14 protein-coding genes are annotated in these 21,244 nt (G+C 60.7%); 5 read left to right on the top strand and 9 right to left on the bottom strand.

From position 1 onward, the window contains the following. Positions 1 to 82: 82 nt before the first annotated feature. The gene (locus tag MSL71_RS09520) at positions 83 to 988 is read right to left on the bottom strand and encodes a hypothetical protein (RefSeq protein ID WP_180139441.1); all 906 of its coding nucleotides are present in this window, start codon (positions 986 to 988) and stop codon (positions 83 to 85) included. A 675-nt stretch (positions 989 to 1,663) separates the two neighbouring features. Here MSL71_RS09520 and MSL71_RS09515 point away from each other — a divergent pair. Continuing rightward, a complete protein-coding gene (locus MSL71_RS09515; RefSeq protein ID WP_180139438.1) occupies positions 1,664 to 2,986 on the top strand; it encodes a DEAD/DEAH box helicase in 1,323 nt (440 codons plus the stop codon). Between the two features lie 121 nt (positions 2,987 to 3,107). After that, positions 3,108 to 3,563: a YaiI/YqxD family protein gene (locus tag MSL71_RS09510; protein WP_180139435.1), complete on the top strand. Its 456-nt coding sequence runs from the start codon at positions 3,108 to 3,110 to the stop codon at positions 3,561 to 3,563. A gap of 56 nt (positions 3,564 to 3,619) precedes the next feature. Here MSL71_RS09510 and MSL71_RS09505 read toward each other — a convergent pair whose 3' ends face one another. Further along, positions 3,620 to 4,486, bottom strand: a complete 867-nt coding sequence (locus MSL71_RS09505; RefSeq protein ID WP_180139432.1) for a PAS and helix-turn-helix domain-containing protein — start codon at positions 4,484 to 4,486, stop codon at positions 3,620 to 3,622. A gap of 238 nt (positions 4,487 to 4,724) precedes the next feature. Between MSL71_RS09505 and MSL71_RS09500 the strand changes: the two genes are divergently transcribed. Further along, a complete protein-coding gene (locus MSL71_RS09500) occupies positions 4,725 to 6,446 on the top strand; it encodes an amidohydrolase (protein ID WP_180139429.1) in 1,722 nt (573 codons plus the stop codon). Between the two features lie 251 nt (positions 6,447 to 6,697). Here the strand turns inward: MSL71_RS09500 and MSL71_RS09495 are convergent, their stop codons facing one another. From MSL71_RS09495 to MSL71_RS09465, 7 genes are all read right to left on the bottom strand, one after another. Continuing rightward, positions 6,698 to 8,269, bottom strand: coding sequence for a sigma-54-dependent Fis family transcriptional regulator (locus MSL71_RS09495; protein ID WP_180139426.1), 1,572 nt, complete (start codon positions 8,267 to 8,269; stop codon positions 6,698 to 6,700). A 545-nt stretch (positions 8,270 to 8,814) separates the two neighbouring features. After that, positions 8,815 to 10,185, bottom strand: coding sequence for an aldehyde dehydrogenase (locus MSL71_RS09490; RefSeq protein WP_180139423.1), 1,371 nt, complete (start codon positions 10,183 to 10,185; stop codon positions 8,815 to 8,817). 389 nt (positions 10,186 to 10,574) lie between these two features. Then, positions 10,575 to 13,742, bottom strand: a complete 3,168-nt coding sequence (locus MSL71_RS09485) for an efflux RND transporter permease subunit (protein ID WP_180139420.1) — start codon at positions 13,740 to 13,742, stop codon at positions 10,575 to 10,577. A gap of 676 nt (positions 13,743 to 14,418) precedes the next feature. Beyond that, a complete protein-coding gene (locus MSL71_RS09480; RefSeq protein ID WP_180139417.1) occupies positions 14,419 to 15,558 on the bottom strand; it encodes an efflux RND transporter periplasmic adaptor subunit in 1,140 nt (379 codons plus the stop codon). A 42-nt stretch (positions 15,559 to 15,600) separates the two neighbouring features. Next, positions 15,601 to 17,025 carry an efflux transporter outer membrane subunit gene (locus MSL71_RS09475; protein WP_180139414.1) on the bottom strand — a complete coding sequence of 475 codons (1,425 nt, stop codon included), beginning with the start codon at positions 17,023 to 17,025 and terminating at the stop codon, positions 15,601 to 15,603. Next, positions 17,022 to 17,702, bottom strand: a complete 681-nt coding sequence (locus tag MSL71_RS09470; protein ID WP_180139411.1) for a TetR/AcrR family transcriptional regulator — start codon at positions 17,700 to 17,702, stop codon at positions 17,022 to 17,024. Before MSL71_RS09470 ends, MSL71_RS09475 begins: the two co-directional genes overlap by 4 nt. 458 nt (positions 17,703 to 18,160) lie before the next feature. After that, positions 18,161 to 18,994 carry an HAD family hydrolase gene (locus MSL71_RS09465; protein ID WP_180139408.1) on the bottom strand — a complete coding sequence of 278 codons (834 nt, stop codon included), beginning with the start codon at positions 18,992 to 18,994 and terminating at the stop codon, positions 18,161 to 18,163. Positions 18,995 to 19,310: 316 nt separating this feature from the next. Between MSL71_RS09465 and MSL71_RS09460 the strand changes: the two genes are divergently transcribed. Both MSL71_RS09460 and MSL71_RS09455 read left to right on the top strand, forming a co-directional pair. Next, positions 19,311 to 20,225, top strand: coding sequence for an AAA family ATPase (locus tag MSL71_RS09460; RefSeq protein WP_180139405.1), 915 nt, complete (start codon positions 19,311 to 19,313; stop codon positions 20,223 to 20,225). Then, a complete protein-coding gene (locus MSL71_RS09455; RefSeq protein WP_180139402.1) occupies positions 20,222 to 21,211 on the top strand; it encodes a DUF58 domain-containing protein in 990 nt (329 codons plus the stop codon). Before MSL71_RS09460 ends, MSL71_RS09455 begins: the two co-directional genes overlap by 4 nt. Positions 21,212 to 21,244 lie beyond the last annotated feature (33 nt).

The following is a 21,244-nucleotide window of genomic DNA, read 5'->3' as shown; positions in this document are numbered from 1 at the left end:
TGGTCACAATGTAGTCAGCACAAAAAAAGGCCCCCGGTGATCCGGGGGCCTTTTTTGCATCATGACACGATAAAGCTGGGTTTTATCGAAACTCGAAGGTGTGCTCCCGTTCGGTGCTCACCTCCCCCACCACACCGGTGATGGTGTTGTCCGTGCCTTTGTGGGTCCAGACCGTCACCTCATGGGGGAAAAGGCCCCCGGGGGTATCAAACGGAACGCTGTGATAATAGGTGTCGTGGCCGAAGCTCACGGCCCAGTAATAGGAGGGCGTATCCCCACTGTGGGCCCTGAGTTCGATGAAGGCCTCGTCCTTTGCCTTGGTCATCTTGTAGGCGATGCGGCCGTTGACGATGGCCCAGGGTTTGTAGATCCCGTTGAAAAACCCGTTGGGAAAGCCGTTGAACTTCAGCACCTGCTTCTTCTCACTGGTGGTGGCGGGGGGCGCAACGACCTTGACCGTTACCTGGCACACCCTGCCGTTTGCCGCCGTCCAGTGGGCCCCGTCAAACTCCGGGCCCTGGCCCTTGGGCACATGCCTCAACACGGCAAGGGTCTCGGTTCCCCGGGCCCCAGAGGCCCCCTTTGCCAGGACCCACTCTCCCTTTGCGCTGCCACAGTCCCGACCGTAAAGCCCCGCTGTGCCGAAAAGCTTCCGGAAGACAGGACAGGCCCCTTCTGACACCACCTCTTCATACAGACCGTTTTCCACGCCCTGAACCGGAGAGGCCACCTCCACATACCCGGGCATGCGAATGGTAATGAGGCGCTGGTCCGGACCGGAGTCGGTGACGGACTCGTCCACCCGCTCCACCGTGGATTCCGGAACGCCAACGGTCTGGCCCGCCACGGTGTAATAGACCATGCCGTTTTCTTTGTAGTACGTATCGGTGAGGATCTCCCGGCCGCTCTTCATGTAGATCACCGCTGCGTCGGAAACCGTGGCCCCGACAAAAAGAGCACAAAAAACAACCCATGCTATCCGCTTCATACGTGTCCCTTTTCTCGATTTATGGTGTATTTAAAAAAAATCCGGTAGACAAACCGTCCCTAAATGACATACCCCCAACAATGAGCAAGAATCAAGGGGTATAGTCCTGCAACACAGGGTCAGCGCATTGAAACATTCAGTTGCCTTCTATGGTAAAAGTACATTGAAAAACCTGCCTCCGGCGGCGAGGTGAGTCACCTCGAAAGCTTATTGCCACTTGCCCAGTGTTGATTTAACTTCACGGCCTCCGGCGGGTCGCTTTTTGAAAAAAGCTCCGCAAAAACGTTCCGGTAATCAAGGCGCTTATCTTCAGCCCCGCAGGGGCTGAAGATAAGCGCCTTGATAATAAAAAAAGAAGAGGGGCTATACCGTGTAGGGACGCATCCTCATAAAACAAAACCTGTTTATCAAACTTTTCAAAAGTTTGACCCCGGACAGGGCCGCCGGAGGCAAAATCCAAATGCGTTTGCCCTGCACCGACTCTTGACCTGTGGACAGACGTGATTTCCGGTGTTATAGTCCGCACTCCTTGGCGCACTTCGGTCGGCGCCATCCACTCCCGCCCCGCAGTTCCGCGGCCCACGGAGTCCAACACACAAGCCCGGCCCAGGCCGACCCATGACTGCCGATGTATCCATGGCTCAGGGGCAGGGTGATCCCGGAGTTTTCTTCCCCATGTTATTTTCACAGCTCGGCCTTTCCGCCGAATTGTTGCGCGCGATAGCGGATCAGGGCTATGAGCAGGCCACCCCGATCCAGGAACAGGCAATCCCTCTCGTTCTCAAAGGCCATGATGTCCTGGCCGGCGCCCAGACCGGCACCGGTAAAACCGCAGGTTTTGCCCTGCCCATGCTCCAGCGTATGCAGGCCAACCCCATCAAGGGCAAACGCCGCGTGGTCAGGGCCCTGGTCCTGGTTCCCACACGCGAGCTGGCCGCCCAGGTCGGCGACAGCATCCGCGACTACAGCAAATACATATCCTGCCACACCGCCGTGATTTTCGGTGGCGTGAGCATTAACCCCCAGATTTCAAAGCTCAGAAGGGGCGTGGACATTGTCGTGGCCACCCCGGGCCGTCTCCTGGACCACCTGCAGCGGGGCACCATTGACCTCGGCAGGGTGGAAACCCTGGTCCTGGACGAAGCCGACCGCATGCTGGACATGGGCTTTATCCACGACATCCGCAAGGTGATGACCGAACTCCCCAAAGAGCGCCAGACCCTGTTGTTCTCGGCCACCTTTTCCAAGGAGATCAAAAAGCTCTCCAGCGACCTGCTCAACGCCCCCTCCACCATCCAGGTGGCACGGCAGAACACGGCCGCCGAGCGTGTGACCCAGGTGGTCCACCCTGTGGATCGCACCCGAAAGCTGGAGCTGCTCTCCCACATGATCGGCGCCAACAACTGGAGCCAGGTCCTGGTCTTCACCCGTACCAAGCATGGGGCCAACTGGGTCAGCAAACAGCTTCAGCGCAACGGGTTGATCTCGGACGCCATCCACGGCAACAAATCCCAGAACGCCAGGACCCGGGCCCTCAACGATTTTAAAAACGGAAAAGTCAGGGTCCTTGTGGCAACAGACATCGCCGCCCGGGGCCTGGACATCGAACAGCTTCCCCACGTGGTGAACTACGAGCTCCCCAACGTGCCCGAGGACTACGTCCATCGCATCGGCCGCACCGGCCGCGCCGGGCAGGACGGCCACGCCGTCTCCCTGGTGTGCGTGGATGAAAACAAGCTGCTCTCCGACATCCAGCGGCTCCTCAAGCGCAAGATCACCACCGAGGTTATCCCGGGCTATGAGCCGGACCCGTCCATCGCGCCCGAGCCCATCCTCAAGCGTAAAGGCAGGCGCCCTGCACGCACCGGACGCTCCGGGGCAAGGCCCCAGCAGGCTGCCCGCAGGACAGGCGGAAACGGCAACCGCAGCAACTCCGGCAGCAACCGCCAGGGCGGACACAGCCGTTCCGGCGGCGGTCGCCAGCGTCGCGCGAGCTGATCTCAACATAGCGTTAAAAGCACATGTGGCCGTGCTGAATCCCCAGGGGGCTTTCGGCACGGCAACATCCCCCTTCCCTTCCATAAAGCAGCCCCGCAGCCCTTTGCCAGGAGACACCCCCATGACCCTTTACATTGACGGCGATGCCTTCCCCAACCGCCTGAAACCTGTCCTGCTCCGTGCCGTGGACCGCCTCGCCTTTCCCACCATCGTCATCGCAAACAAGCGAATCACCATGGGCCCGTCAAAACACATCACCAGCATCCTCGTGGGGTCCGGGGCCGATGAAGCCGACCACCGCATCGTTGACATGGTGCAGAAAGGGGAGCTGGTCATCACAGCGGACATCCCCCTTGCCGACCGGGTCATCACCAAAGGGGCCCATGCCGTCAACCATCGGGGAGAGCGCTTCACCGCCGAGAACATCAAAGACATTCTCGCCATGCGGAACCTCATGCAGGGCTTCCGTGATTGCGGTGAGGTCACCAAGGGTCCGGCGCCCCTCACTCAAAAAGACGTGAGCAGATTTGCCAACATCGTGAATCAATACTGCAACAACCCCGCCTCTTTTCGATAGCTCAACCGATCTCTTCAGGATGAAGGGGTTTCGCCCCCCTGAAAAGCGCCCAAAAGTTAACGGCTGCATGTTTGGAGAAATGCCCTCAACGAAATATCACGGTGGGTCAGGCCCAGTTTTTTCCGAAGGTGGTGCCGGTGGGTGTTGACGCTTCCGGCGGAGATGCAGAGCAGGTCGGCGATCTCCTTGGTGCTTTTACCGGATTTGATGAGATGGGCGATGCGGGTCTCCCGGGGCGTGAGGTTCCACCCCGAGGTAACCAGGGTCTCTGAAAAGGGGGAGGCAAACTCGTTCAACCCGGCTTCGGCCGCACCGAGGAGCGAGCGCTGGCGTGAGGAGAGCCCCGTGGCTTTCAGGTCCTCCAGGGGATGGCGGACAAGGTGGGTGACATTGGCGGCCAGGCGGGTTTCCAGAAGCGCCTTGTCCTCTGCTTTCAAGGCCATTACCGTCCTCAGGGCCGACTTCAGCTCGGCCACCTCTGCCTCCAGCTCGTGCACCCGGGCCTCGGCTTCCGCCCTGGGGGTCACATCATGGATAAAGACAAGCACGCCGCTGACCCGACCTGTGCCGTCCACAACCGGGGCGTGATAGGAATTCCAGAGGGTCGTCACCTTTGTGTCCCCGAGGTCGGCTTCCAGGGCCACGTTGCTCATGGCCATGGGGCGTCCGTGGTCCAGGGTGCGTGCCAGCATGGGTTTCAGCCGCTCCGTGCATGCAGGAACGCAGTCAAAATAGAAGACACCCCTGCCCGCCTCGGGAGCCCCAAGGTTGTAGCGGGAGAGTATCTCGGCATATCCCCGGTTGTACCCTGTCAGGGCAAACCGCTGATCCAGCATCAAGGCCGCCACCGGCATGTCTGCTTCCATGAGGTCTTTGGCTGTCTTTTCCGCATACACCGGCGCTCTCCCATGCGTTGCTTTCACAGATTCTCTCCTTCCATCCAGGTGCGTTATGCCGTGACGATATGTCGCCACCTGTTGCCGTTCCCACCCATGTTATCCCATGGGGGCCAAAGGGCAAGTCTTAGCCCGAATATAGAGCCCTGTGCCTACTTTTCTCTGCACTCTTTCCATATGGACTTCCCAGGGCCCCACGATAGACTGAAGGCCATCAGATAACGGTCGGGCAGCCTGTCCCGGCCCCACAACAGGGAGAAGACACATGGCCGCAGAGCTGGTTATCAAAAATGGACACATCATCACCGTCGACAGCGACAACAGCATCCGGGAAGCCGTGGCGGTGTCAGAAGGGCGCATCGTCGCCGTGGGCGCAAATGAAGAGATGACCCCGTACATCGGACCCGCCACCCGGATTCTCGACCTCCATGGTCACACCATGCTGCCCGGCATCAACGACACCCACATGCACGGTCCCTACTTTGGGGCCACCCGGCCGCCCCTGGCCCTGGACCTCACAGCCCCTGCGGTGACCTCCATCGAGGAGATGGTGGACGCCCTCAAGGCCAAGGTGGCCGAGACCCCTGCCGGAGAATGGATCCGCGGGTTCGGCTGGGACGTGGGGACCCTGAAGGAGTGCAAAAACGACCCGTCCCGCATGCCCCGGAGATCGGACATCGACGCGGTTTCACCGGACAACCCCGTGGTGTTCAACGACTTTTCCGGGCATACCCTGCTGGTGAACAGCAAGGCCCTTGAGATTGCGGGCATCACCGCCCAGACCCCGGCACCGCCCTCCGGGGAGATAGAGCGGGACCCTGCCACCGGAGAGCCCACAGGCCTGTTCAAGGAACCGGCGGCCATTGCCATGGTCTCCACCCACATTCCCCTTTTAACCCGGGAGGAAAAGCGCCAGGCTGTGCTCACCGCCGTTCATGAACTCAACAAAAACGGCATCACCAGCTTTACGGACGCGGCCATCGGCCCGGGGGGCGAAACCATGCTCTTCGGCGTCATGAGCGGCGAGTTCGTTGAGATCTACCGGGAACTGCTGCTTGAAGGCAAGCTCACCGTCCGCACCAATGTGCTCCTGCTCATGGGGGACTACGGGGCCCTGACCCTTGACGATATCAAAAAAAACTTCGACACCTTTGCCATTCCCGACGACACCGATCCGCTCAGGCTGCAATTTTCAGGCGTCAAGATGTTTGCAGACGGGGTCCCCCTCACCGGCACCAGCTGGATGAAGGAGCCCTACGAGGCCGGAGGATACGGAGCCTCCGTGGTCCCGGGTGCCACCGAAGAGGACAAACGGGACAACCTCAAGGAGATGGTGAACTACGTCCATTCCAAGGGCTTTATGGCAGGCATCCACGCCACGGGCGACCGGGCCGTGGACGCCGCTGCCGAAGCCTTTATGTACGCCTGTGACAACAATCCCGATGTGTCTGTGAGGCACCAGCTCATCCACGGAGACTTCATGGACCCTGAAACCACCCGGGCTTTAAGCAAATACCCCTGCGGGGTATCCATGCAGCCTGCCATCGGCGCCATGATCTCCGACTTCGAGCCTGCCGTGGTGGGCGCCGAAAGGGCGGCAAAGGAGTTTCCAGCCCGCATGGTCCAGCAGAGCGGCCTGGTCCTCACCTTCAGCTGCGATGCCCCGGTCACCCTGCCCAACTGGCGCCAGGGCGTCCAGGCAGCGGTGCTTCGTGAAAACGTGGTATCCGGAAGGGTCAGCGGCCCGGAGGAGTGCATCACGCGGGAAGAGGCGATCCGTGCCTACACCCTGAACGGCGCCTGGCAGGACAACATGGAAAAGGAGAAAGGGTCCATCGAGGTAGGAAAACTGGCTGATTTCTGCATCCTGGGAGAAGACATCCTCACCGTGGAGGCCCGTCGCATCGGAGAAATCCCGGTGCTGGCCACAGTGTACAACGGGGAGATCGTCTTTGACGGGAGCAAGGGGTTGTTCGAAGAGAAATAAGCCGGGCACCTGCGGAGAATCCGAAGGCCCGCCACGCGGCCTTCGGGGGCGAGCCCGGACTGGAGGGGCCCGGTGAGGCGCCTCGGCGCACTGGCAGGGGCATGGGTATATTTCAGATTGTACCCAGGCATGGTGTTCAATATGAAATATGGAGGTAAATAATCCCCCTGCCGCTCCTTGAGCGGCCCCACCGGGACCCGACACCGATGCTATCTTTTTTTCAACGCATTATCAACTTCATTCCATTGCGGTCACCGGCGGCGATGAATGCCCAGTTTTTCCATGCGGCTCCGAAGGGTGGTCCGCGGAAGGCCGAGCCTCACGGCCGCGCCTTCTTTGCCTCCCACCACATGGTTGCAGGCTTTCAGGGCGGATTCGATGTACCGTCGGTCGATGGTGGCAAGGGGAAGGACCTGGTCCGGGGTGGTGACCCTGTCAAAGACCGACAGAAGGGACGAGGCCTCTTTACCTGCGCCATCCGAAGGGTTCAGGAGGGAACGGAAGGAGACGGAACCGCACCCCAGAATCAGCCAGCGTTCCAGGATGTTTTCCAGTTCCCGGATATTGCCGGGCCAGTCATAGGACGCCAGCTCGCTGAGTTCAAAGTTGTTGGGAAAAGGGGCCGTGCCCAGGTTCATCTCCCGGGCTTTCTTGCGTATGAGGTGGGCCACAAGGGCGGGGATATCCTGCCTGCGTTCCCTCAATGGGGGAATCCCGATGGGAAAGACGTTGAGGCGATACCAGAGATCTTCCCGAAAGGTCCCCTTGCGGACCATCTCCTGGAGGTTTCGGTGGGTGGCGCAGACAATGCGCAGATCCAGGGCAATGACCTTGTGGCCGCCCACCCTAACGATCTCGCGATGTTGAAGCAAGCGCAGGAGCTTGACCTGGGCGGTCAGGGAGAGCTCACCGATCTCGTCGAGAAAAACGGTGCCCCCGTCGGCAAGCTCCAGACTTCCGGGCTTTCGCTCCCCGGCACCGGTAAAGGCCCCCTTCTCGTGACCGAACAGCTCGCTTTCAATGAGGGTCTCAGGGATGGTGCCGCAATCGATCTTGATAAAAGGGCTGGCGCTTCGCGGCGACAATGCGTGCACCGCGTTGGCGATCACCTCTTTGCCCACCCCGGTCTCCCCCAACAGAAGGACGGAGCTGTCCAGGGGCGCCACCTTGCGCACCGACGCCATCACCGGCCCCAGGCCCCCCTCTTCACCGATGACGCTCCCCTCCACGGCACTCCCCATTTTTTTTGTCAGCTCATGTTTTTCATACCGATACTGCTCTTTCAGGTGGAGCACTTCCTGGTACCGCAAGGTGTTGGAGAGGGCCAGGGCCATGGGTTCCTTCAAGAGACTGAAGAGGTCCTGATGGCTGGAGGTAAAGAGATGCCTGCCGCTGGTAACGGCGATGAGGGCGCCGATACGCTCTCCGTCGAGCATGAGGGTGATCGCCATGAAGGAATCATCGGCTGTGCCCGCATGGCGGACATACTCCCCGGCCAGAAGATCCCGCTCAGGGTCCTCGATGACAATGGCGGATTCGGTGCGCTTGAAGGCCTCCTCCACGTACTCCGCACCCTGTTCAATGTGAAGGTATTCCGGAAAGGTGTTGAACGTCTCATGCATCAAGGAGGCATAGCCCAGGCGCTTGAAGCAGTTTTTCGGGTAATCAAAGTAGATCAGAACAAGCCGGTTCATGGGTATCCGGTCTTGCATGGACACCAGCAATCGCTTGAGGACCTGGTCCATGTCCAGGCTCGCGCTGATGCACCCAATGGACTCCCTGAAAAACGAAAACCGCTCCGAATCACTCACTGGCTCCTGCATACACCCCCACCGTCACTTTTCAGCTCAACATTGCCTCCGACAGCCCTGCCGAGGGCCAAACGTTCGACAAACAGGTTTTGTTTTTTGGGAACGCGCCCCAATGGGGCATAGGGCTGCAAGAAAAAAATAAAAGCTCAAAAAACAGCCTCCGGCGGCAAGGTGTGCCACCTTGAAAGCAAATTACCGCCGGGCTTTGCCCCTCGTTCCTCGGGTCAAATCCCAGCGGTATTCTGGCGAGCCATTGTGTGATTATGTGTTTCCGACAGCCTCGTCCCTCTTATTTTTGCGAAGCTTTGCTCAAAAAGCAACCCGCCGGTGTTATTCCGGTTAACGTCAAGCGAATCCCCCATGCCCTTCATCGTGTTTCCAGAAGAATAACATGGGCCTCTCCAGCGTAAGCGGGTGCCATATGTCACACACCACGCGAATGCCCCGAAAACGCATGTTTGATGGCTGCCTCCATGCATTCGCCACAGGGTTTCCAGGTGCCCCCACCTGGCCGCCGGAGGCCAGCTTGTCCCCTTCTTTAACCATAGACACCGGGGTCAGTTGAACATCCGCCTGATGAGCTTCAGCTTCCAGGGGGCGTAGGGCCAGTACTTCAGGGGAGCCTCAAAAAAGGTGGGTTTGTCCAGGATGCTTTTGTAGTGGGTAAAGGCCCGAAAGCCTGCTTTGCCGTGGTAGTTGCCCATGCCGCTGGCCCCCACTCCGCCAAAGGGCAGGTTGGGGTTGCTCAGGTGCATCAGGGAGTCGTTCACCGCCCCGCCTCCGAAGGAGACCTCACGGAGGATCTTGCGGATCCGCACCCTGTCCTTTGCATAGACGTAGCAGGCCAGGGGCTTGGACCGCTCCTTGACCTTGCCGATGGCCTCGTCCAGATCGGAAAAGGCGATGACCGGCAACACGGGGCCGAAGAGCTCATCTTCCATGACCGGATCCTCGAAGTTTACCCCGTTCATGAGGGTGGGGCTGATGGTCCGGGTATCCCTGTCCACCTCCCCGCCGTGGTGCACCTTGGCCGGGTCGATGAGGGCGGCAAGCCTTTCCAGGTTTCTCTCGTTGATGATCTGCACGTAGTTCTCCCGGAGGGTCTCTCCGGGGGCATAGCGGGTTTGTATCTCTTCTTTCAGGGCGGCAAGCAGGGGCGCCTCCACCTCTTTTTCCACCAGCACGTAGTCCGGGGCAATGCAGGTCTGCCCGGCGTTGAGGAACTTGGCCCAGGCAATGCGCCGGGCCGCCACCCGGATGTCGCAGCCGGAGAGCACAAAGGTGGGGCTCTTGCCCCCAAGCTCCAGGGTCACGGGGGTGAGGTGTCTGGCAGCCTTCTGGTAGATGATGCGCCCCACCGGGATGCTCCCCGTGAAAAAGACTTTGTCAAAGGCGTTCTCCAGCAGCTCGGTGGTCTCTTCCACCCCGCCCTCCACCACATGGAAATAGGCATCGGAAAACCCCTGGTTGATGATCTCGGCCATGATCTGTGAGGTTCGGGCGGGCAGCTCGCTGGGCTTAAGGATCACGGTATTCCCTGCGGCCAGGGCAGAAAGCGCCGGGATCAGGGAGAGGTTGTACGGGTAATTCCACGCCCCGATGACAAGGGTGGTGCCCAGGGGCTCCGGCAGAATGTAACTTCTGGACGGCACATTGGCCAGGCTCCCCGGCACCCTTTTTCTCCTGCTCCATCGGGGCACCTTTTTCACGAACATGTCGATCTCATGGTAAATCTGGGAGAGTTCGGTGAGGTAGGTTTCAAACTCGGACTTGCCGAAATCCTCGTAAATGGCCGCATTAAGTCTTGCTTCGTTGGCCTTGAGCAACGCCTTGAGTTTTTTGAGCTGCCCCACCCGAAAGGCCGGGTCCTTGGTCGCGTTTGTGTTGAAGTACTCCCTTTGTTTCTCAACAAGCCCCTTTGCATCCATGGTTGCTCCTTCAATGCAGGTGAAAGGTTGAATTTGATGAAAAAATGCCGCCTCTGGTTACCATGGGTAAAAAACAAGCATCCGGCTGCCGGGGGCAACTTTTTACGAACTGAGCAGTAACCAGGATTTAGCGGTTTATCGAATCGTTTACGTGTGTCGGCATACCAACCGAGACTGCCTTCGCAACTGTGCAGAATCTGTTCCAGGCACGAAAAAAGGGAAATCGCCTCGACGACCCGCCGTAGGGCCAGGTGAGACAACCTTCTGTTCAGGCAGTATAATCCGAGCGACAAAGAAACAACAAGGGAGGATAAGAACCGGTCAACCGGAGGGCACCACAGCGCCCCCGGTTGCGGATACAAAGACGACATATCGTCGCACAGACCCCATCAAGACGGTATATCGCCTCGACGAACCTCACCGCCCCAGCCCATGGCCCTTTTGGCATCCTCCAGGATCATGTAGAGGGCCGGGATGAGAAGCAGGGTGATGAGGGTGGCAAAGAGAATACCAAAGCCCAGGCTGATGGCCATGGGGATGAGAAACTGGGCCTGAACGCTGGTCTCCAGGATCATGGGAACCAGGCCGAAAAAGGTGGTGAGCGAGGTCAGGAGAATGGGACGGAACCGTCGCTGCCCGGCCTCACGGGTCCCTTCGAGGATGGTCATGCCCCTGGCCCGGTTGGTGTTGATGCGGTCGATCATAAGCAAAGAGTCGTTGACCACCACCCCGGAAAGAGCAATGACGCCGAAGAGGCTCAGCATGCTCAAATTGTAGCCCATGAGAAGATGGCCGAAGATGGCCCCCACAATGCCGAAGGGAATGGCGAACATGATGATCACGGGCTGGCCGTAGCTTTTAAAGGGGATGGCCAAGAGAGCGTAAATGGCAAACAGGGCCAGGAGGTAGCCCTCTTTCAGGCTCCCCAGGGACTCGCGTTTCTCTTTTTCCTCCCCAGCAAACCCGTAGGAGAGGCCGTCGTAGGTAGCCATGAGGCCCGGGAGCAGCTTCTCCCGGATATCGGCGTTGATCTCCCCTGCGTTGCCCTCTTTGGCGTTCACCGTGGCCGTAACGTTGACCACCCGCTTGCGGTTGTTCCGGGTGATGGTGGAATAGCCCCGGCCCCGGTCAAACCGGGCGGCCCTTGCAATGGGGATCTCCCCGCCACCGGGGGTGCGGATGCGCATGGCGGTGAGGGTCTGCATGAGCCTGCGGTCCCCTTCGGGGTATCGGATCTTCACCTTCACCTCGTTGCGGCCGATCTGCAGGCGCAACGCTTCGCTGCCGAAAAAAGCGCCCCGCACCTGCCGGGCAAAATCCGCCTCGGTGATGCCCAGGGTTTTCGCCTCATCCGTGAGGGTGAACTTGATCTCTCCCTTGCCCGGGGAGAAGTTGTCCTCAATGTCGGTGACACCGGGGTAGCCCGCCACGTAGGCTTTCACCTCCTCGGCGGCGGCCTCCAGCACCCGGTAGTCCACGTGCCGCAGCTCCACGTCGATGTCGGCGCCCATCTGCACCAGGTCCGTGGTAAAGGTCAGGGAATCGGCGCCGGGGATCTCCCCCACCTTTTTCCGCCACAGGGCCTTGACATCGCTGATGGGCACCGAGCGCTCTTCGGCCCGGGTCAGGAACAGGGCCACCTGGGCGATGTTTGTTGAGGACGCGGCGCCCTCGCCGTCGTTTCCAGGCCCCGTGGCCGCCATGGCCCCGCCCACGATGGCGTAGACATGACGAAAGATGGTGGGTTCTTCCGCGTGATGTGAGTCCATCTCGGCCACGGCCGCCATGGCCGTTTCGATGAGCATGTCGGTCTGGCGGCCCGTGGCTTCCAGGGTGGTTCCCACGGGCATCTGCAGGGCCGCGGTGATGCGCTCACCTTCCACCTCGGGCATGAAGGTAAACTTGATGAGGCCGGACCGGACCAGCCCCACGCTCATCAAAAGCAGGGCGATGCCGATGGCAAAGGTGGTGTATCGATACGCAAGGGCCAGGTCCAGGGTGCGTTTGTAGGGACCGGCCACAAAGCGCTCCAGCCGCTCCCCGAAGTGGACCCGTACCGCATCGATGCGCCCCAATACCGGACCGGAAAGGGGTTTGGCCGAGCCCCCGCTCAGGTGGGCGGGAAGCACGAAGAGGCTCTCCACAAGGGAGACCAGAAGAAGAGAAATCACCACGATGGGCACCGCCACCATGAACTTTCCCATGGTCCCGGCCACAAAGGCGATGGGCAGAAAGGCGGCCACGGTGGTGAGGATGGAGAAGGTCACGGGCACCGACATCTCGGCGGCTCCGTCGATGGCGGCCTGCAGAAAGGGTTTTCCCTTTTCGCGATGGGCAAAAATATTCTCCCCCACCACGATGGCGTCGTCCACCACGATCCCCAGGGCCAGGATAAAGGCGAACAGGGAGATCATGTTGATGGAGACGTCAAAGGAGGGCATGAGCATCAAGGCGCCCATAAAGGAAATGGGGATCCCCAGCATCACCCAGAGGGCCAGGCGCAGCTCCAGAAAGAGCCCCAGCACGATGATCACCAGGCACAGGCCCAGAAGGGCGTTTTTCTTCAGAAGGTTAAGGCGGCTCTCCAGGAGCTCGCTGGTGTCGTTCCACACGGCCGCGCGCACCGAGTCCGGCCACTGGGCGTTGAGCTCGTCCACGTAGGCCAGCACGATGTCGGAGATCTCCGTGGGTTTCTGGTCGCCCACCCGAAAGACGTTGATCATGGCCGCGGGCTTGCCGTCAAAGCGGGCGTAGGTGCCCGTGTCTTCAAAGCCATCGGTGAGAACGGCAATGTCTCCCAGCCTCACCGTGGCCCCGTTGCCTCCCCGGACAATGACGATATCGGCGTACTCAGCCGCCTTGTAGCGTTTCTCCTTGGTGCGCAGCAGGATCTCTCCGCTGCGGGTCTTGATGGTGCCCCCGGGCAGGTCCAGGGAGGCCTGGCGCACTGCCGCGGCCACGGTCTCCATGGTGAGGCCGTAACGCCTCAGGTTCTCCTCCGTCACCTCCACGGTCACCTCGTAGGGCCGCACCCCGCCCAGCTCCACCTGGGTGATCTTGGGGTGATCCAGGAGCTGGTTTCTCACCATCTCGGCCCGCTCCCTCAGGGTCCGTTCGGGCAGGTCACCGTAGACCACCACGGACACCGTCTCCTGAAGGTTCAAGATTTTACTGACAATGGGCTGCTCCGCGTCTTCCGGGAAGGTGGTGATGCGGTCCACCTCGCTTTTGATATCCTGGAGCACCACGTTGGGGTCCACCCCGGTGCGCAGCTCGGCGATGACGCTGCCCCGGCCCTCGAAAGCCTGGGAGGAGAGCTCGTCAATGCCGTCGATGCCGGAGATGGCCTCCTCGATCTTCAGGATGATGCCCTCTTCCACCTCGTCGGGGCCCGCCCCGAGGTACTCCACCTCCACCCGGACCTTGTCCAGGGCGATCTCGGGAAACACCTCCTGCTTCACCCCCAGGCCCTTGATCAGACCGCCCACCACAAACACCATCATCAACAGGTTGGCCGCCACATGGTTGTTGGCCATCCATTCAATCCATTTTTTCATTTCGGCACCTAAGGGTCACACAACGTTATATGTTTGAATACTTGCCCTGACATCGCCTTCTACGTCTAAATTGCTGGAAAAAAGCATGCCTTCTATGGTTAAAGTCGGTTTAAAAAGCAGGCCTCCGGCGGCCAGGGGATGATCCCCTGGACCCCAGGTTGCGGATGTCCTCTCCCTTCGTTCCTCAGGGTGAGGACATCCGCCAAGGCTTTAAAGAAATTGAGCTAAACCTGTTTGTCAAACTTTTCAAAAGTTTGGCCCCCGGCAGGGCCGCCGGAGGCATCTTTAACTTGGATGCCTCCGGCGACAAGGTGGGGGCACCTTGAAACCCTATGGCGAATGCATGGAGGTTGCTGTTATACGCTTGCTCACAAGAGCATTCACATGATCCATGACATGGGCAACCGCTTATGCTGAAAAGGCCTATTTCATCCTTCTGGAATCACGATGAAGGGCATTTGCAATTCGCTTGACTTTAACCGGAATAACTCCGGTGAGTCGCTTTTTGACAAAAGCTCCGCAGAAACGTTTCGATATGTGTCCGATGCGTTTGAAACAGTTGGCTTACCGATAACGTTCGGCGGATCCGAGACGCTCACAAGACCTGTTTGTCAAACTTTTTAAAAGTTTGGCCCCCGGCAGGGCCGCCGGAGGCTTTTTTTATAGGCCACCCCGATCAGGGCGCTGCCTGCCACTGCCTCAGCTTCATGCCCGGGGCGGCTCCGGCCACCCCGGAGGTAATGGCGGCCTCGCCTTCGGCAAGGGGACCTGTGACAATAGCCCGGGCTTTGCGGCGCCACACCACGGTCACCTCCCGCACGGACAGGGTGTTTTCCGGGGTAAGGACATAGACCCATTTGCCGTCCACCAGGGCTTCAAGGGGAATGGAAAAACCGGAGTCAATGGGCCTGCCCGTCAGCTCCACGCCCACGTACATCTCGGGGACCATGGCGGCCACCTCATCCTTGAAAGGTTCCTCCACCCTCACCAGGAGCCGTGCCATGCGGCCGTCCGGGTCCACATCGGCCAGGCGCCTCACCAGGCGTCCGGTGCGAAGGACCTGCTCTTTGCCCGCCGTCAGGCTCACCCGGACCTCGTGTTGCTCCGGGTCCACCCAGGCCAGCTCTTCGGCCGTCACCGGCACCACCACGTCCATGCGGTCCGAAGCCAGAAGGCGCGCCACGGTCATGCCCTGGGAGACAAACTGGCCCGGGGCCACGGTTTCGCTGAGGACCCGGCAGGCAAAGGGGGCCTTCACCGTGCAGCGCGCGATATCCAGGCGCCGTGCCGCAAGATCGGCCTTTGCCCCTTCAAGCTGGGCTTTTGCAGAGGCCAGCTGCGGTTCATAGAGCAAGAGGGGGGAAGGGGTCATGCCTTCGCGGCCCGGCATCCGCTCCCACTCCAGCTTGGCGGACCGGGCCTTGGAGCGCACCTCGGCCAGGGCCAGTGCGGCCTGGGCCACCTGGGATTCCGCCTTGATTGAGGCCAGGCGATAATCTTCATCATCCAGGGTGAACAGGACCTCGCCTGCGGCAAAGGACTTGCCCACTTCCATGTGATCCGCCACCACATACCCCGACACCCTGGGCACCACGTCCATCTGCTGAAAGGGCACCACCGTGCCCTGGGTCACGATACGCGCCCGCCCATCGGCCCGGGCCACGGGCACGGTCTCCACCAGCTGGCCCCGCTCTTCGGCCGCGGTCCTCTCCGGCGCCCGTTTCAGGTGGATCATCACACGCATCACCAGAACCCCCGCCACCAGAATCACCAGGGGGAGGATCCATTTCATCCGCGGGCGCCAGTTCTGTCCCATGGTTCTCTCCTTGCTCGACCGCCATTCATCTTCCATGACTCATTACTCCGTTTCTCTGTGTGTCGTCACATACGTCTCGACCCATGTGTCGCTGAAAGACCCTCCCAGGGCACGGGCCAGGCCGATGCGGTTGGACAGGAGAAGGCGCCGGCTGGTTGCCAGGCGGCTCCGGGCTTCATTTTCCGCAATGCGCGCGATCATCAGGGTCAGGTAATCTGAGGCGCCTTCCAGGTACCGGCTGGTCACGTAGGCCGTGGTGGCCGACGAAGCATCCAGGGACTCCTTGAGGCGGGCGTCTTCCCGCTCGCCGTTGCGGCACCGGGTGAGGGCGTCCGCCGCTTCGGTGAAGGCGGTTAGGGCCGTGGTGCGATACCGGGCCACGGCGTCATCAAAGGCGGCCCTGTCGGCCTCCACCAGGGATTTTCGTCGTCCCCAGTCGATGAGGGGGGCCAGGAGTTCTCCGCCGATGTTCCACACCGTCCCGCTGTTGGACCCGGCTTCCCAGCCGTCGCCGGCCCTGCCGTAACCGGCTGTGAGGCTGAAGGTGGGAAACCGGTCCGCCAGGGAGACGGCAACGGCCTCATCGGCCTTCATCACATCCAGCATGGCGCGGACCATGTCGGGGCGCCCGAGGATCAGCCGCGATGAGAGGGGTTCCTGGGACAGGGGGGCCATGGTGGGAAGGGGCTTGCCCGAAATGCCGGGGATAACGGCCTCCAGGCCGCCGGGCTTGCGGTTGAGCAGGGCAGACAGGGCGTGATCGGCCACGGCCACGTCAGTACGGTACCTGGCAAGGGTCACCTCATCCACGGCCAGCTCGGTGCGGGTGTCGTAGACATCCCGCGCCGTGGCCGTGCCCTGGCCGTAACGCCACTCAATCATCTCCAGAAGCTCACGGCGCATGGCCACCCGCTCTTCGGACAGATCCAGCTGGACCTGCCGTTCGAGGCGAAGGTACCAGGTGTCCGCCACCTGGGCCGACACGGTCACAAGGGCTTCGGAAAGGGAGGCAAGGGAGGCTTCCCGGTCCAGGGCCCGCTGGTTTTCAAGGGCCTGCCTGCCGCCCCAGAGGTCCAGCTCGTAGGAAGCTGCGGCCGACAGGTTCCAGGAGTTGGAAATCCCGGCCATGAACCCTTCGGTTCGAGCCCGACCGGCAGAACCGGTGAGGTTGACCCCTGGGAGATCCGCAGCCTTTTGCGCCCCAAGCAGCGCCTCAGCCTTTCTCACGTTGGCCGCGGCCCGGTCCAGGGTGGGGTTCTCCTCCAGGGCCGTCTCCACCAGCGTGTTCAACGTGTCGTCTTCCAGAAAAAGCCACCAGTCCACCTCCGGGCGCAGGGTCGTGTCCCCTGCCTCCCGCAAATCCACGGCCTGCTCGGCCATGGCCCCGGGTGCTGTCCGGTCATGGACGGAGCAGCCTGAAAAGGCCCCCAGGCCAAGGGCCAGAACGATTAACCAACCTCGTTTCATGTGTCCTCCATACCCCGTGTAATGTAATCGATGAGGGAATTCACCACCGTCTCTTCGGGCATGGCCGTGGTCAGCGCCCTCGGGCAGGAGTCCGTCAGGTACCCGCGCACCGCGTGAATCGCGTGCTGCATGGCCCCAAGGGACATCCGAAACCTTAAGACAACCTCCTCTTTGGGCAGATTCGGAAGGGCCTCGCCAAGGGCCTTAAGGTACCGGTTGAGGAGGGGCTCGATCAGCGGACCCACACGTTCCATCATGGCCCCCCTGTGCTCGGTGAAGACCCGGTTCATGATAATGGAAAACCCGCCGAACTCCGGCTGGACCACCGCCCGAAGGGTGGGCTCGATGAGGGCCGTCATCACCGCCCGCACCGACGGAGGCTCACCGGCCTCGGCGGCCTCGGCCTCAACGGCGTCCAGCCGGGCCATCCGAATGGCATTGAGGGGCTCCAGGCGTCTGCGGAGGACCGCGTCCATGAGGTTCTCCTTGCTGCCGAAGTGGTAATTCACCGACGCGACATTGACCCCGGCCCGCTCGGTGATCTGCCTGAGGGAGGTACCGTAAAACCCCATCTCTGCAAAAAACGACTCCGCTGCGTCCAGAATATTTGTCTTGGTCTCTTCCACCGCCATCTCTCGTCTCCTCTTCCGGCTTTCCGCCTCTTCCAGATGTTCCACGTCTTCCAGTTATCTGATAGATCCAGCCATGGGGCCGTGTTGGTTCTTCTCTTCAACCACGCCAGATCCCGGTATGTTTTGGATTCTATCCCAGAATAATTCAAACAGACGTTTAAATCAACTGTACATTTCAAACATATGTTTAAAATTTATCTCTCCCGTGGCGGTCATGGGATACAAAAGACGGAGCCCACAAAGGCCCGCAAGGCGATATGGCATGCCCGGACCGGGCATGCTCAGCCGGGGAACAGGTGCTGGAAATCATCGGAGTAGAACCGGAAAAAGAAGGGAGAAGAAAAGCAGAGCGGCCCGTAACCACGGGCCGTGAAGGGTCTTGTCGCAAAAGTGAGGGCAAAGGGGAGATGCAACCGTCAGCCCGGATATTTCACGGCGTCAACAAACAGGAGCAATCTCAGCCAATGGCTCTGGCCTGATCGTTTTCTTATGACCCATCCGGGTCAGCAGGAACCGGAGGCAGCCCAGCGTCCGATGGCCTCGGACACCCCGCAGGTGTCGTTGTCCGAAACCGAGGCAAAACAGGCTTTCAGGTCGTCCGGCGCGTTGGCCACCACAAACCCCTTGCCCGACCAGTGAAGGAGATCTTCATCGTTGTAGTCGTTGCCCACGGCCATGGTCTGGGCGGGAGAGACCCCGCATTGCTCGGCAAGATAAGATACCGCCTCGCTCTTGCAGATCCCCTTGGGAAAGACCTCCAGCCAGGTGCTGGCGCCGTCAAAGGGTGAGGTGGTGCGGATCACGGTGAAATCGGACAGGGCCCGGGAAATCTCTGCAAACAGGGCGCTGGCGCGAACCTCCCGGGTAATGGCCAGGAACTGGGACGCCGGACCGGAAAAGTGCCCGTTGATGGGTTCGGAAAAACCATCGTAAAAGGAGAGACGGGTATCGAAATCGGGGTTCTCCGGCGCGTGCCGGTGGTAGACGAAACGATGCCCCTCGGGCACGGCTCCGTGGACCATGTAATCCAGCCCAAAGGAGTCAAAGACCCCCTTGATGTACAGGCAGGCCTCATGGGAGAGGCTCGCCTCCCGGATCATGTTGGCCGCCGGGTCGGGGTACCGGGCGATGCCCACCCCGGTGGAGAAGACAAGGTAGTCCACGGGCAGATCCGCTGGGGCCGCCTTCATGAACGAGTACAGATTGCGCCCCGTGGCGATGACGCGGATGACACCCTGCTCACCCAGCCGCCGAAGGCTTTCGAGATCCTCATCCGCCACCGTGCGGTCGCTGCGGAACAGGGTCCCGTCAAAATCCGTAATCATCATGCGCTGCATGGGCCGTTCCTTTTTCCTTTCCTGGTTTCATGGCATCGGAGCCCCACAAGGCAGCCCCATCAAACATCATAGCGTACCATGAAACATCCCGCGTCTCAATCAGCGACAACCCCCTCGCCCGAAGAGCCCCCGGAAAACCGGAAAGATTTGACGAAAGCGCCGTCAACCACGTATCATCAAAAAATTGATACCCTTTCGTACCGGATCACCACCTGTGGTCATCCCCGTTGAAGGATATCAGCACTCAACGCCTTCTGGAACCATGCCAAACGCAACCGGGCCTCGGCCCGCCTTATAAAATGATATAAAGGCCGCCATGAAAAAAGCCTTTGACGACATCATCTCCGCCATGAGCAGGGTGGTTTTCGGCAAAACCCACGAGGTGAAGCTGGCCATCACCTGCCTCTTTGCCGGTGGACACCTCCTCATCGAAGACCGACCGGGTATCGGCAAGACCACCCTTGCCAAGGCCCTCTCCCGCTGCCTGGGGCTTGGCTTCACCCGGATGCAGTACACCAGCGACATGCTCCCCGGCGACCTCCTGGGGGTCTCCGTCTTCGACCAGGCCAGCGGCAGCTTTGTCTTTCACAAGGGGCCCATCTTCACCCAGGTGCTCCTGGCCGATGAAATCAACCGCGCCACCCCCAAAAGCCAGAGCGCCCTTCTGGAGGCCATGGAAGAGTGGCAGGTCACCGTTGAAGGCAACAGCTACCCCCTGGCCAAGCCCTTCTTCGTCATCGCCACCCAGAACCCCCTGGAGCAGTCCGGCACCTTTCCCCTGCCCGAGTCCCAGCTCGACCGGTTCCTCATGCGAATCAGCGTGGGGTACCCGGACCGCAAAGCCGAGCGCGAACTCCTTGAAACCGGGAACCGAAAGCACGCCATTGAAAAAATCCGGCCGGTGCTGAACACCGAGCAGGTCATGACCATCCGAAGCAGCATCGCCTCCATCCACGTCTCCGCCGCGTTTCTGGACTATGTGCAGGACCTCCTTGATTTTACCCGGAGCGCCCCCCACTTCACCCACGGTCTCTCCCCCCGGGCCGGACTGGCCATCCTCCACGCCACCCGCTCCTGGGCCTGCCTCAACGGCAGGGACCACGTGATCCCCGAAGACCTCCAGGCTGTCTTCCCCTACATCGCCGGCCACCGGCTCCAGTCCCGGGAGACCCGGTCCGAATACTCCTTCCAGCAGCTCCAGGACCTGCTCATGGAGGTGCCCGTTCCGTGAAAGTCGCCGCGGCAAACGCCCTGCTCCGGTTCACCTCCCGGGGCCCCCGACGGCCCCTTCCCCTTGGGATCAAGGCCCTGCGCATCTACATCCTCCCCACGGGCCGGGGGCTTCTTTTTGCCTGCGCGGTGACGGCCATGGTCGGGGGCTCCCTGAACTACACCAACAACCCCGGGTTTCTCTTTGCCTTTCTTCTGGCCTCCATGGCCCTGATGTCCACCCTCTACACCCAGAAAAACATCAAAGTGCTCACCCTGGTATCGGAAAAGCACACCCCTGTCTTTGCGGGCAAGCCCCTCTGGTTTGAGCTGGCCGTCAAAGCCGACGCCGCCCCCCGCTACAGGGTCGCGGCAGGGTTCAAGGACCAGGGACGCGTTGTGCGGGACATCCCTGCAGGAGAGACCGTCACCTTCCGCCTGCCCCTTGAAACCCTGGCGCGAGGACGCTTCCGGCCCCCGCCCCTCATCGTGGAGTCCACTTACCCCTTCGGGCTCTTTCGCACCTGGGTAAGCATCCGACTGGACACCCACTGCCTTGTCTTTCCCGCGCCCCTGCCCCATGCCTTTGAAACGGCCACAGCCCCTAGCCCAGGTCAAGGCGCAGGAACCTCCCCACACTCCGAGACCGGCGACTTCAGGGAACTCAAGACCTATCGTCCGGGGGATCCCGGAAGCCGCATCGCCTGGAAACCCCTGGCCCGGGGCCAGGGCCTCTGGACCAAATCCTTTGAGGCAGAGCAGAACCACGCCGTCACCCTCTCCTGGGACCTCATCCGGGCAACAGGAACCGAGGCCCGCATCAGCCACCTCTGCCACCTGGTGCTGGAAGCCCACCGGCAAGGAATCCCTTACGGCCTGTCGGCCCCGGGCATAACCATCGATCCGGGCGCCCCGGCCAGCGTCCCCCATCGGGACCGATGCCTCACCGCCCTGGCCATGATGCCACCAAGCGACCAACCCGGATATTTCACGAGTCGGCCACAATAACATAGCGCAATCACGATCTATTATTTTAGATAC

This window comes from Desulfoluna butyratoxydans, from assembly GCF_900699765.1.
GTDB lineage: Bacteria > Desulfobacterota > Desulfobacteria > Desulfobacterales > Desulfolunaceae > Desulfoluna > Desulfoluna butyratoxydans.
Note: the sequence above shows the minus strand (reverse complement) of the source record. Positions and strands in the feature narration are given on the sequence as shown.